9 protein-coding genes are annotated in these 12124 nt (G+C 45.5%); 4 read left to right on the top strand and 5 right to left on the bottom strand.

Translation table 11 applies throughout. The features are described from left to right. Positions 1-529: 529 nt before the first annotated feature. From A7975_RS07320 to A7975_RS07305, 4 genes are all read right to left on the bottom strand, one after another. Positions 530-1645: a GerAB/ArcD/ProY family transporter gene (locus tag A7975_RS07320; protein WP_065384644.1), complete on the bottom strand. Its 1116-nt coding sequence runs from the start codon at positions 1643-1645 to the stop codon at positions 530-532. After that, the gene (locus A7975_RS07315; protein WP_065384643.1) at positions 1642-2835 is read right to left on the bottom strand and encodes a Ger(x)C family spore germination protein; all 1194 of its coding nucleotides are present in this window, start codon (positions 2833-2835) and stop codon (positions 1642-1644) included. The genes A7975_RS07320 and A7975_RS07315 overlap by 4 nt, the downstream gene beginning before the upstream one ends. Before the next feature lie 42 nt (positions 2836-2877). Then, the gene (locus A7975_RS07310; protein ID WP_065384642.1) at positions 2878-4350 is read right to left on the bottom strand and encodes a spore germination protein; all 1473 of its coding nucleotides are present in this window, start codon (positions 4348-4350) and stop codon (positions 2878-2880) included. Positions 4351-4428: 78 nt separating this feature from the next. Continuing rightward, the gene (locus tag A7975_RS07305; protein ID WP_065384641.1) at positions 4429-5295 is read right to left on the bottom strand and encodes an AraC family transcriptional regulator; all 867 of its coding nucleotides are present in this window, start codon (positions 5293-5295) and stop codon (positions 4429-4431) included. Positions 5296-5440: 145 nt separating this feature from the next. Here A7975_RS07305 and A7975_RS07300 point away from each other — a divergent pair, with 145 nt between their 5' ends. After that, a complete protein-coding gene (locus tag A7975_RS07300; RefSeq protein ID WP_065384640.1) occupies positions 5441-8035 on the top strand; it encodes a GH116 family glycosyl-hydrolase in 2595 nt (864 codons plus the stop codon). 180 nt (positions 8036-8215) lie between these two features. Beyond that, on the top strand, positions 8216-9289 hold the full coding sequence (locus A7975_RS07295) for a DUF4037 domain-containing protein (protein WP_065384639.1): 1074 nt from the start codon (positions 8216-8218) through the stop codon (positions 9287-9289). Positions 9290-9335: 46 nt separating this feature from the next. Here A7975_RS07295 and A7975_RS07290 read toward each other — a convergent pair whose 3' ends face one another. Then, positions 9336-10136, bottom strand: a complete 801-nt coding sequence (locus A7975_RS07290; protein ID WP_483295893.1) for a DUF2935 domain-containing protein — start codon at positions 10134-10136, stop codon at positions 9336-9338. Between the two features lie 159 nt (positions 10137-10295). On the opposite strand from A7975_RS07290, the gene A7975_RS07285 reads away from it, so the two are divergent. After that, a complete protein-coding gene (locus tag A7975_RS07285; protein ID WP_065384637.1) occupies positions 10296-10628 on the top strand; it encodes a hypothetical protein in 333 nt (110 codons plus the stop codon). 22 nt (positions 10629-10650) lie between these two features. Then, positions 10651-11607, top strand: a complete 957-nt coding sequence (locus A7975_RS07280) for a D-2-hydroxyacid dehydrogenase family protein (RefSeq protein WP_065384636.1) — start codon at positions 10651-10653, stop codon at positions 11605-11607. Positions 11608-12124 lie beyond the last annotated feature (517 nt).

Genomic DNA, 12124 nt, shown 5'->3' with positions numbered 1-12124 from the left:
TACTTTTTAGTTATATAGGTACTTTAAAGTACCTATAGTTCGGCGATGCCACGAATGGCGCTCCAAGATCACGAATCTCGTATCCCAGCAGGAAAGGAGGATGCTTGCCTCGAACCGTTTCTTTTGCCCCAGACAAGAGGTTATCAAATCGATAAAGCAACAACCACTAAACCTAACGGTCTGTGGCAAACGGCTGCTACTATTTTTTTTCCTTCATAAAAATCACGCTGTAAATGCTGACAGCTATATCCCTGTCCTTTTGCCTTCATGAATATCTGTATAGTTAATGACAACGGTCAACACTTTCTTTGACATTTGCTTATCCCCCAGTAGTATTTGATTATGAATGTATCCCTATTCTAAGGTCTGAGTCATATATAAAACAAATTATGAAATAACACAATACAGATAAATATATTTATATAAAGCTTTGAAAATATGAAAAGACAAACAAAGTAACGTATAACGAATGTTTTACATCGCAGAAGAATAAACAGCCAACATATTAAACCTTTCCGTACGACTCACATCATGGATCGACATGTCTAGTATGACGCGAACGCTTACGTACAGTGCCAACAATCCACAGCAGGAGGGGGATACCGATCAGCACGATCGGCATGAAGTAATGAAGCCCCATTTGAACCTGAATTTTGGATGCATAAAGTCCTGTTTGAGGAAACTTCCATGCGAGAAGAAACACTGCCGGTGCGATCACCCAGATTGAACGAGTCCAATGCTTCAAGCCTAACCATTGGGATATCCCGTAGCATGTCGAGAATAAATAAACGCTTAATTTAATAAATACGCTAAAGAACCAGATAACCGTTGAAAAAATTTCGATGTTTTGTATGAATTCCATAAGTGAGACGTACCGTATCATCTCAAAAGTCGGGAACAGCATTTTGGACGCTAAAGCAGGACCGAAGATTGACAAAGCCGTCAAGGTCAGGACGGAGGAAATGACGGAGACTACCGCAACGCCCCATACGGCCCTTTTCGTTCCTTGACGAGGATTCTCCATGAACCTAGTCAACATAAGAAGGAATACGGCATCACCAAATACCGAAGCAGGTGTCAGGCTTCCTCGAATAAGCGCTCCGATACCGGAATCGCTAAAAACGGGCAGAATTTGCTCAAACTCGAAGTTGTTAAAGCTTAGGCATATGATCAAAACGACGATTACCATAATGATAGGACCTACGAGCTGGCTGCAGCGCGCAATCGATGCAATCCCTCCAGTCCATACCAAGCCAGATACGATCAACATCATCATAAGCATCAGTACGCTTGCAGGTGTTTGATCAAACATGATCATTTGGAAAAAATCTGAAAACTGGCGAAGCAGAGTACTCGAGATGAATATCCACATTGCCAGAAAGGGAACGACAATTATTTTTCCAAGCCACCGGCCTAGAATCGTCCGACTGAATTCGACGAGAGTCTGGTCTGGGTATAAACGAGCTAAGGCCACGGATAGGAGTGTAATTCCGCAGGCTATAACGCCCCCGATCAGGAAAGACATCCAGGCATCCTGCTTCGCCGTGTGGATGACAAGCGATTGGGTCAAGTACAAGGTCATCGCCATTTCAATCGAAAACGTCATCCAAAACACTTGATTTGCAGATATTTTGGGCCTGTTCATCGTTTTGTTTCCTCCTCCCGCCAATGTAAGCCAGGCCCAGTCAGCCCTATTTGAGTTACCGTAAAATCCGCTTTTACATCAAATTCTGCCATAGTAAAATGCTCATTCCAGTTTCCTTTCCATTTTTTCCAAAGAGAAGGGTTTCTTCTATGCAATACTTCACCAAAACCGAAAATATCTTCGCGATATGTATTTTGCATTTTGAATATGATCTGTTTTACTTCTTTTGCTGCTTCGGATTCCAGAGCTTGCTTGACCAGCTTGACATTTTCAGGATCGCGTAGATTAAGCCGGCTTTGGTTCTCGCGAATCATTCCTTTGCCAGTCAATCGGACGTGAAAGACAAGCTTGCCGTTTTGGACGTCCGTTCGAATTTTGCGACCAGCCCGCGAGAGGTGCAAGCTGACACTTCCTTGCCCATTCGGAATGAAGGCTGTAACCGTAGTGCTGCTCAGAACATCTGTAATCCAATTCACATTCAGCGCTTCCTCTTGACGGATAAATCCTTTCAATTTCAACTTATTATCAAAAATGGCCATACCATTGATCCGAAAAGCATGTTGTTTTGTTGCTTCTTGATTTTCGCCGTCTTTTTGTTCCAAAGAAATCACGGGCATTACGGGACTAGCGCCTTCGCTACTAGCTGCTCTCAGAAATCGCATAAACGTCGTCTGTTTCATGCCACTGGTAAGCTCCAATATTTTATAAGCGCCGATCGCGGGAATCTTCTCCAAGGGATATCCGGATTGGAGTAGTTCCCGGGCTGTGCTGCCTTTAACGACGAAGATATCTGTGCGCAACCTGACTTCCGGATTACGGGTATGCTCATCCAGCAGGTCGGTAATCCCTTCCTTTGCGAAATGTTCCCCGATAAAAACACCTCTTCGGTGGCTAGGAAACACTAGGCGAGAAAGCTTACCCTGCAAATCACCTGCTGCTTGACTTACATTTTTACCCTTGCCTGAAACGATGAAAAATCCGGTGCTGTTACCGGAGGAATTACCTTTTCCTCCTGCTTGGCTGTGTTGGCCTGGTATTAGTATTTGCCCGCTCAGGATGATATCTCGATTCGGGGCACGGTCAAAACCTGAGCCAATCCAGATGGACCGGTTGCTCAACTCCTTCTGATCCCAGCAAGCAATCGTGAGAAGTTGTAACATCACTAGGACAACCCCGAATTTACGATACATGAACCATCACCTTCTTTTGGAAATAAGGATGCCTGAACATCATTAAGTGAGATTGTCGTTATTCCCTGTCGTTTTTTTCGGACGACGACGGAGGTTCCATCTCGGCGCGCGATGAATAAGACTTTTGTCAAAGCCTGCTATTTCGGGAGTTACAGGGGTGAGGTAGGGAACGCCGAATGAACTCAGGCAAGTTAAATGGATGAGGATCACCGTAATCCCGACAAGGATTCCGTAAACTCCAATAAATCCTGCAAGCAGCAGCATCGGAAAACGGAGAATCCGGAACGCATTTCCCAAATTGTAGCGGGGTATTCCAAAGGATGCGATGCCGGTAGTAGCTACAATGATGACCATGGGAGCGGAGATAATGCCTGCTTCTACAGCTGATTGTCCGATGACTAGGGCGCCTACGATGCTGACGGCCGAACCTACCGTTTTCGGCAGCCGAACTCCGGCTTCACGAAGGGCTTCAAACATAAACTCCATCATTAGCGCTTCTACAACGGCTGGAAAGGGCACGCCCTCCCTTGCTGCTGCGATGCTGATAAGAAGGACTGTCGGGATGATCTGCGGATGAAAGGTCGTTAGAGCAACGTAAATCGACGGGAGCAGCAGAGCGATCATGAGCATAAAGTACCTGACCCAACGCACAAGCGTCGTGAAAACCGCTCGTTCGTAGTAGTCCTCGGATGCTTGAAGACCGGTCCAGAAGGTCATGGGAACGATGAGCACGAAAGGCGTATTAGCTGTGACAATCGCAACTTTGCCTTCCAATAGAGCACTGCACACGACATCGGGACGCTCGGTGTTCTGAATTTGTGGAAAGGGAGAATACGGAGTGTCCTCGATCTTCTTCTCGATGTATCCCGATTCAAGGATCCCATCGATTTTGATCTGGTTGATGCGCCGTATTACTTCTTCCACGATGGATTCATTGGCGACCTCATGCAGATAGATAATTTCTACTTTTGTACTTGATTTTTCCCCGACTTGGAAAGACTTATTGACCAATTGGGGGGTACAGAGCCGTCTTCTTATCAAGCTCGTATTTACTCGTATAGACTCGGTAAAGCCGTCACGAGGACCACGGACTACGACTTCGCTAGAAGGCTCTTCGACGCTGCGCTCTTGGTAGTGCTGGAAGTCCGCCAGCATGGCCTCGGATTCACCTTCGGCGAGGAGGGCCACATGGCCCGTAAGAATTCCCTCGACTACTTTCCCGGCTATCGTTACCGAGGATACTTTCAACACCGGAAGCATCAGCCGTTGAACCACCTGAGTAAAATGGGAATCCTCGTTGCTATCGCCCGGAAACCCTTTGTATAAAAAGGGTTTTAGAATGATTTGTTCTACCAAATTAGTATCGCATAAGCCATCAACGTATACGAAAAGCAGTGTTTGACCATCCGTTTGAAGCTTCCGGAATACCACATCAGACGAATTGTGAAGGATATCCTTCAGAATAGCCTCACTCTCAGCAAGATCCGATGTAAGTACCTTCTCTGTAAGTTTCATGAATCACCACTCCAATTCATGGTTAATTTGTCTCTGGAGGGGATTAATTATGCATATAAAATATTAACCCAAACTAGCCTAGCTTAGGCAGTTTGGGTTTTTTTTATATTGACCGGGGTTGATCCCCGTAACGGATTTGAATGTTTTGGAGAAGTGATGAACATCCGTAAAGCCACAAAATTCGCTCGTTTTTTGGAGAGAGAGACCTTCCTTCAATAGTTCCTGCGCATGCTCGATTCGTAATTTCAACAAGTATTGATAGGGAGTCATGGCAAATTGCTGTTTAAAAAGCACGGTAAATCGAGAAGGCGAAAGGCAGGCCCTTCTTGCCATATCGCTTACGTTGATAGGTTCAGAGATGTGAAAGGCGAAATAAGATAAGATCCAGTTCAGGAATGGCTGGCGGGATAATGAGCCAGGTTGAGGCTTCATGTATTGTTTGAATAGCGCGGTCAGAAATTCGTGGGCAAGTCGATTGGCTTCCATGATTCCCAACAAAGTTTGCAGCTGCCAGCATTCAATCATTTTAAATAGAAGATCCCGCATGTACGCATGGTCTTTCTCTAGTTTGAAGGGGATTCGAATCGCCTCGAAATCATGCAGTCTAGGCTGCATGAAAGACGCATACGAAGTCATGTCCACTTGGCCGGGAAGGGTGATGAAGCTGCTTTCCCTTAGCGGATTATAGAAAAAATCGAGGTGAACGTACGGATTAATCGTATTTGTAATTCCCTTAATGGTATGCACGTCGCCTGGTTGAAGCAGGCATAGATCTCCTTCCTTTAATGCGTGCAGTTGACCGTTAATCTGAATCTCAAACTGGCCTTCTTGCACGTAAAATAGGATGTAGTCCAGCAGATTGCGTTCTCCTAGCATAAACGGCTGCCGGATCGCATAATCCGAGTTGCGAATATAGGGGGCTATGGCATGGTCTTCTAATCTCATCCGTAATAACCTCTCTCATAAGCAAAAGATGATTGTTTTATACATAAAAATGAAGACGAATATATAAAGGAATATAGTTGCTTTCCCATTATGATTAGTAGATTACGTTGCTTAAGTATATCATAGATGAAGAGAGGCTAAACATTTGGAAAACGTATACATTGGCGAAAAAACAAGGGAAATCAGCTTTCCGCTCGGAGGAATAGGCAGCGGATGTATCGGTTTGGCGGGCAATGGCAGATTGGTGGACTGGGAAATCTTTAATCGCCCCAACAAAAAGAGCTTCAACGGTTTTAGCCACTTCGCGGTTAAGGCGGAGCATGATGGCAAATTGTTGGACGCTCGGGTGTTAAACGGCGACATGCAAGCTCCCTACATGGGGGAGCATCTTCGCGGTGCTCCTTTGCACAGCGGGTATGGCTACGGGCCTGAAAGCCAGACGATGGCAGGCATGCCACATTTCCAAGAGGTTGAATTCAGGGGCGAATTCCCGTTGGCGAACATGTCTTTCGCGGAATCAGCGTTTCCGGGACGGGTGCGATTGCTTGCCTTTAACCCATTCATTCCGCTGCAAGCAGACGATTCAAGCCTTCCGGCGGCATTCTTCGAGTGGGAAATTGAAAATACGGACAAAGTACCAATCGTATACACGCTATGCCTCTCGGTCGGAAATCCCATTCCGACGGAACAGGTCTATCACCGATATAGCGAAATCAAAGGGTCGCAAGGACAGAGCATACATATGATCAAGCTAGGAACCAATCAGTTTGGCGAGGATGATCCTAGCTTCGGAGATATCACCATATCTACGGATGCGGCAGACGTCAGTTATCAAGAGTTTTGGTACCGAGGCGGATGGTGCGATAATTTGGAGATGTTTTGGCACGATTTCAAACAACCGGGGCGTATGAAGAACAGGCAGTATGATGTGGCAGACCAGCCTAAGGCTAGGAAGGACTCGGCATCGCTAGCTGCGCATATAGAGCTTGCGCCCGGAGAGAAGAAGAAGATCAGATACACAATCAGTTGGCATTTTCCCAACGTGGACAATTTTTGGAACCCGAATCCGCAACGACCAAACAGCTGGAAAAATTATTATGGAACACTGTTCGAAGATTCCCGTGCAAGCGCGAAGTATGCCTTCGAGCATTGGGATCGCCTGTACGGAGACACGATTAAGTTCAAAGAAGCGCTATTCTCTTCGACGGTGCCAGCGGTTGTCAAAGACGCGGTTTCCGCCAACTTGTCCGTCATTAAATCGCCAACCGTATTGCGCCTGACTGACGGTTCTTTCTACGGATTTGAAGGCTGCATCGAGGATGTCGGCAGTTGTGAAGGTTCTTGCACGCATGTATGGAACTATGCTTACTCGCTGCCCTTTTTGTTCCCGGGTTTGGAACGCAGCATGCGGGATTTGGATTACAAATACAACGCGGACGAAGACGGTAGAATGTCATTCCGGCTCATGCTGCCAATTGGACGAAAGAGAAACGATGATCGAGCCTGCGCGGACGGTCAATTCGGCGGGGTCATCAAAGCTTATCGCGATTGGAAGATTTCCGGAAACACGGAATGGCTTAAATCCAACTGGCCGGAAATCAAGAAATCCATCACGTATGCGTGGGCGGATACTAACGAAGACAAGTGGGATCCCGACAAGAAGGGTATTCTGGAAGGCAGGCAACATCACACCTTGGATATGGAATTGTACGGACCGAATTCTTGGCTGAGCGGTTTTTATTTGGCTGCTCTTAAGGCAGGCGCCGAAATGGCGGCGTTCTTGGGCGAACAGGTAACGGCGGACGAATTCGAAGGCTTGTTCCAAAAGGGCAAACGGTGGGTCGATGATTGCTTATTTAATGGTGAGTATTATATTCAGCAAATCAATTTGTCTAATAAATCCGTAGTAGACTGTTTCGATGATGAGACCCTTAATACCTATTGGAACGAGGAACTGGGAGAAATTAAATACCAGATCGCAGAAGGGTGCGCTATTGATCAGGTCGTAGCCCAGTGGCATGCCAATCTGAGCGGGCTAGGCGAGATCTTCGATAAGAATCAAATCCGTACAGCTTTGAAATCCTTATATCGGAATAATTTCAAGCCAAGTATGAGGCATGAAGCGAATACTTGGCGGCTTTTCTCGCTGAATGACGAAGGCGGAATCGTCATCTGCACTTGGCCGGAAGGCGTAAGCAAGCCGGCGATTCCGCTTACGTATAACTCGGAAACGATGACAGGTTTCGAATATCAAGCAGCGTCTCTTATGATTCAAGAGGGACTCGTCGAAGAAGGCCTTTCCATCGTGAAGGCCATTCGCGAACGTTACGACGGAGAGAAGCGCAATCCATGGAACGAGATCGAATGCGGCAGCAACTATGCCAGATCGATGGCCAGCTATTCCTTGCTGCAGGCGTTCAGCGGCTTCGAATACGATATGGTCAAAGGCATGATCGGCTTTAGCCCCGTACAAACGACGAATGGCGTGTTCCGTACCTTCTGGTCGCTCGACATGGGCTGGGGAATATTCGAGCAAAATTTGGAACAAGCGCTGATTCATGTGATAAGCGGCAGGTTGGAGCTCCTCGTACTCAAGCTCTCCGAAGAGCGAACGAACGCGGTAACTAACATGCAATCGGGAGGCGTTAACTTGGAATACCGGATCACCGCTAACGAAATCCATTTTGCCAGTCCGGTTATACTAGATGGTAATAATCTATTGGTTATTAAGTTTAATTAGGCGAGTAACCCCGATCATCTAATGGTCGGGGTTGCTTTTTTGCTGAGAAGCTCAAGCGAGTTTCCGGAAGGTAAAATAATCGAGGAGAGGCAACTGTACATTTGCATTTCATTTATGTTGTAATAATGTGTAAATTGAATTGAATGGATGTCTTGTTCACTTGAAGTGGAGGAATCAAGAATGCCTTTTATAAATGGAATAGAATTATGTCGCCGATTTGATATGGAAGTCGTTGAGCCGGTCTTGACGGACACCTATCCTTACTTGTCCTATTCATCGGCTCTAATGGGTCCCGGTAGTGAAGTGCTTGGCTATGATACGGAAATGTCAACTGATCACGATTGGGGACCTCGGGTATATCTATTTCTTAACGAACAAGATATCGGGTATTCCGACCAAATACAAGGATCTTTACACGCACGAGCTCCGGAACGGTTTTATGGCTTTCCGGTTGATGTACGAATGAGCGTAATTACAACGGTGCCAAAGTTCATTAAAGGCTGCTTGGCTATTAACAGAGATGAACCAATAGAGCCAGTGGATTGGCTTACGTTTCCTTCGCAGTCGCTTCTTGAGATAACTAGAGGAGCTGTTTACAGGGACGATCATCGAGTACTTTACAATTTAAGGAATCAATTCGATTATTATCCTCAAGATGTTTGGTTGTACTTAATGGCATCAAGTTGGCAACGCATCGGTCAAGAAGAACATCTAATGCTTCGTTCAGGCTTTATAGGCGACGAGCTTGGCTCAGCGATTATTGCTTCACGCCTTGTCCGTGATATCATAAACCTTTGTTTCCTAATGGAGCGTCAATATGCCCCTTATCCGAAATGGTTTGGTACAGCATTCAAGCATTTGAAATGCAGTGATCAACTAATGCCTTATCTTTGGATTGCGCAAACGGCAACTACATGGCGAGAACGTGAGCATGCATTTAATGATGCTTATAAACATTTATCAAAGATGCACAACGGACTAAAGGTCACAGAGAAGATTCCTAATGATGTTTCATACTTCTATGATCGCCCTTTCAAAGTGATGAATGGTGAAGGGGTTGCCAGACTTATTGCGAATCAAATTGTAGATGCCGATATGAAGCTGTTAGCAGAAACACGCTTGATCGGTAACATAGACCAGATTACAGACAATACTGATTTCAGAAAAATAAATGGGTGGACGGATGGAGAAGGACAATACGCAAGAACGGCTTTGAAAAAACTAATATTGGCTAAAAAGAAGGAGGATCATTAGTTCATCAGCCTGAGCAGCTTTGTAAGCTTCTGTTAAGCAAGATTGCTTATGCAGGTTTGCCGGTCAAGCTATTTTCAAACATATCAATGATTACAAGGAAATGTTCGGCCTCCCGAAATACGTGATCAGCTAATAACGGATGAATGATACTTTTTATACGACAGGCTTCGATGAGATCACGGGCTGTCCTCTTAAAGTCACGAAGCGATTTAACTGACACCCTGTTCTGATCAAGAAATTGGTCAAGCAGCGGAACCGTTTGCGATTGAGGACGCATAGATTCCAAGTCCTTTGCTTGAAATAGTAAAGTATCAAATTCTTGACTGAAATGATTTGCTTGTTCCACTAGCTGCCGCTCGGAAGGATCAAGTAAATGACTGATGAATTTGGCGTGATCAGCCATGATTCTTAAAAAGAAAACATTCTCGTCAATTATTGCATCAGGCAGTGGCTCAAGCCGACCGGAATTTAATTCCGACAACCGATTTCTGAAATAATTAGCTTCTCTGCTCACATGATCGACCAACAATGGGAAGTTGTTTGCACCCGGAAGTTGACACGTCAGTATTAAACCGAGTACTTTTCTTTTGAAAGCCCAAATATATGAGACCGCAGTATGCACTTCTTCATTAAATCTTTTAATTACAGCGGGATCTGTTCCAATGGTAAAGGCATTGGATTTATTTTCGATGGCTTCAAAAATGGCATAGAAATGATTTGCTTCATTTATTAATTGGGTATCCTCACAACGGAAACCCAGTTTAAGGAAAAGAGAATGCTCTTTCATAATTCGAGACCAAAATCTAACTTCTTCTAAAGAACGAGCTACAAATGACTGATCTAACAATGGCAGCATCTCCTTCATCAATCTTTAAGGTACTGTATGAAAGAAGAATTTGTACTATTCCCTATCTAGAATTATTCAAGTGGCATTTGAAGATCATAATCGGTTTTAATTATTTGCATTCTTGTTCGGATGTAAAAAATCCAATTTATTGAAGTATTGATGGATGCTTACGATTCCGCTGATATTCACCTTGAAGACCCGGATCGCGCCTCCCAGCTCCTGGGCGGCGTTTTGCTTGTTGTCGAGCTCTTAATTTCTTTTTTCAATTCGGTTGAAATAGGCAGCCTTGTTCCAGCACATCCCCTTGCATTAATGAGCGGGGTTTCGCGCGTGTCAAAGGATTATTGCTCTATGACTATGCTGAAAAAGGCTAAGGCTTCGCCAGCTGTTTACAAGGATCTTAAGACAGCAATATACTGTAAATACATTTATGTGTTCGATGTACAAGCATGGATTACGGGTGGCTTCATTGCTTGCCCGCGTCCGCTTTAAATTGGAAGGAGGCAAATACAATATGAAACTTCGCTGCGCAATATTAGACGACTATCAGCAAGTGGCGTTTACTGCCACGGATTGGTCTCGGATTTTGGACAAGGTGGAGGTCAAGAGCATCGATCGGCATATCGATCAACCGGATGAGCTGGTCAAACAGATCGAAGACTGCGAGATTGTCGTGATTATGCGTGAGAGGACGCCTTTCCGAGCATCGCTTCTTGTTCAGCTTCCCCGCTTGAAGCTGCTAATTACCACAGGCATGCGCAATGCGTCGATCGACATGACCGCAGCCACTTCGCAAGGAGTTATCGTTTGCGGCACGGAAGGCGCAGGTAACGCAACAGCCGAGCTCACGTGGGCTTTGATTTTGGGGCTAGCCCGCAACATTGTGCAGGAGCACAACGCGATTCGCAGCGGTCAGTGGCAAAGCACCATTGGAGCAGATTTGTACGGCAAGACGCTGGGCATACTCGGGCTCGGCAAATTGGGCAGCAAGATCGCCAATTTTGGCCACGCGTTTGGCATGAACGTTACGGCGTGGAGCCAGAATTTAACGAAAGAGCGGGCCGACGAGATTGGAGTGAGATTAGCCGCTTCTAAGGAGGAGCTTTTGGAGAGCAGCGACTTTGTATCCATTCATCTTGTATTAAGCGATCGGACAAGAGGGTTGGTTGGTGCCGCAGAGCTCGAACGCATGCGTCCTTCGGCATATTTGATCAATACGTCCCGCGCTCCGATCGTAGATCAAGGTGCACTTGCCGAAGCTTTGCAGAATGGCCGAATTGCCGGCGCCGCGGTAGATGTGTTCGAGGTGGAACCTTTGCCGAAGGACGATATCTATCGATCGCTTCCGAATCTTCTTACTACGCCGCATATCGGCTATGTATCGAAAGCGAATTATGAGGCTTTTTATAAAGACGTGGTTGAAAATATTGAAGCTTATCTATCCGGGACGCCGGTTAGAACGCTTTCTTGATATAAGCTAGGACGGGTAGGGAGAGCTCATTTACCATGCTGAGATCGTACAAAATCGGAGGTACTCGGCAAATTTTAGGTCATTTCTTCGTATGGTGGAGCATTCTTTCAGCAGTCTACAAAACAAGAAAAACCTATTCATGATACGGCAGTCAACGAAAAAGTCATTCAATTGAAAAGCTTTAGAGTAAATTCCGAATCTACAGATTTGAATACAACCGCTAAGGGAACCGCTTTTGTCAAGGGAAATAAAGCAGGGGTCGAACAAATACAGATTGTTGCTTCGATTGAGGTCGACCCTATTGATTGGGGTGGCGTCTCTTTCTATATCCCTGACACATGGTTTATTTCCAACATCGTTAGCAGCTATCCCGAAAACAAATAACGAGTTGTAATTATAGGAACGTATATTTTGTGTTCAAACGAGGAAGCAAGCTGACGTCGATTCTCCATCGGCGTCAGCTTTTTTAGTTTTCTTCGAGGATATAATGGAAGTGATTAACACGATTGAGCTAGCA

The sequence above is a fragment of the Bacillus sp. FJAT-26390 genome, from assembly GCF_001682865.1.
Lineage (GTDB): Bacteria > Bacillota > Bacilli > Paenibacillales > Paenibacillaceae > Pristimantibacillus.
The sequence above is the reverse complement of the archived record's forward strand: the minus strand, read 5'-3'. Positions and strand labels throughout refer to the sequence as shown.